This window comes from Variovorax sp. P1_H2 (assembly GCF_056405295.1).
Genome location: NZ_JBFUCJ010000275.1, coordinates 1 through 1,583, shown reverse-complemented (window position 1 = coordinate 1,583; position 1,583 = coordinate 1). Strand labels below are relative to the sequence as shown.

Annotated in this window: 2 protein-coding genes and 1 pseudogene; all 3 read right to left on the bottom strand. The window is 66.3% G+C overall.

Annotated features, from left to right (window positions below; translation table 11 throughout):
- Positions 1-1,177: PAS domain-containing protein (locus tag AC1D2E_RS35795; protein WP_478201785.1), on the bottom strand; the 1,177-nt coding region annotated here is incomplete at its 3' end.
- Between the two features lie 7 nt (positions 1,178-1,184).
- Entirely contained in the window at positions 1,185-1,337 is a 153-nt protein-coding gene (locus AC1D2E_RS35790) for a hypothetical protein (protein ID WP_478201784.1), read from the bottom strand.
- A 52-nt stretch (positions 1,338-1,389) separates the two neighbouring features.
- A pseudogene (locus AC1D2E_RS35785) lies at positions 1,390-1,583 on the bottom strand (methyl-accepting chemotaxis protein); the annotation flags it as partial.

Here is a 1,583-nt window from a genome sequence, read left to right as displayed (position 1 = left end):
CGTTCAGCGCCAGGATGTTGGTCTGGAAGGCGATGCCATCGATCACGCCGATGATGTCCACGATCTTCTTCGACGAGGCGTTGATCGAGGCCATCGTGTCCACCACCTGGCTCACCACCTCGCCGCCCTTGACCGCCACCTCGGAGGCCGAGGCCGCCAGCTGGTCGGCCTGGCGCGCGTTGTCGGCGTTCTGCTTGACCGTGCTGGTGAGTTCTTCCATCGACGCCGCGGTCTGCTCCAGCGAGCTGGCCTGCGCCTCGGTACGAGACGACAGATTCTGGTTCCCGGCTGCGATCTGGCCCGAGGCGCTCATCACGCCGGCCACGTTGGTCCCGACATCCGCGACGATGGCGAACAGGTTCGCGCTCATCTGGTTCAGTGCCCGCAGCAGTCGCTTGGTCTCGTCCTCGGGACGGATCTGGAACTTGAGCAGCGTCCCACCGGCAATCGATTGCGCAACCTGCACCGCCTGGTCCAGCGGACGGAACACCGTGCGTGCAAGAAATTGCCCGAGGCCGATCCAGGCCAGGGCGGAACCGATCGATGCCGTCGCGACCAGCGTCGGCAGCCAGCCCGGCACGTTCGACGCTGCGGCGGGCGCCGAGAGCGCCGGCCAGGCCACGGCACCGAAGCCCAGCGAGAGCAGGGCCGCACCGGCGCTCACCGCGGAGACCCGGCGTCGAACCGGAATCCGACGCAAGCTGCCGATCGGGTCCGATGCGCCGTGCCGGACCACCTCGCCCTGGCAAATCCGCAGGCCCGCCGCCTGGCCATCGCGCATGCGGCGATAGATCGCCGCGACGGCCTCCACGTCGGCACGCTCGGGACGGCTGCGCACCGACATATAGCCTTCGGTCAGGCCGTTCCGATGGATCGGCGTCACATTGGCCTGCACCCAGTAGAAGTCACCGTTCTTTCGGCGGTTCTTGACCAGACCGGTCCAGGGCAGGCCACGACCCAGCGTGTCCCACATGTCGGCGAAGGCCTCCTGCGGCATGTCGGGATGGCGCACGATGTTGTGGGCCTTGCCGAGGAGCTCGTCGATCGCGTAGCCGCTGACCTCCACGAAGACCGGGTTGACGTAGGTGATGCGCCCCTTGAGGTCGGTACGCGACACGAGTGCCGCATCCGGCGGCAACGGGTATTCCTGTTCGGTGATGGGTAGATTGACACGCATGACTTCTTCAGTGCTTTCCAGTTTCGAATCCAAGCCTGAACATGCTCACGACTTGCGACAGGCTGCCGGCCTGTTCCCGCAGCGGTCCCGCGTTCTGCTGCGTCACCCGGTTGATCTGCTCGAAATGGAACAGGATGGCCGGGCGGATTGGATCGTCCACTCTGCTATCGGCAGCGCACCGCCCATCCTGAAGGGCCGGCACGAAATTTCGTTCAGCGGGCGGCGCCGAGCTTGAACACGCTGACCGCCTGCACCAGGCTGCCGGCCTGCTCCTGCAGCGACTGCGCAGCCGCCGAGGCTTCTTCGACCAGCGCCGCGTTCTGCTGCGTCACCTGGTCCATCTGCGTGATCGCCTGGTTGATCTGCTCGATCCCCGAGGTCTGCTCCTGGCTGGCCGCCGTGATCT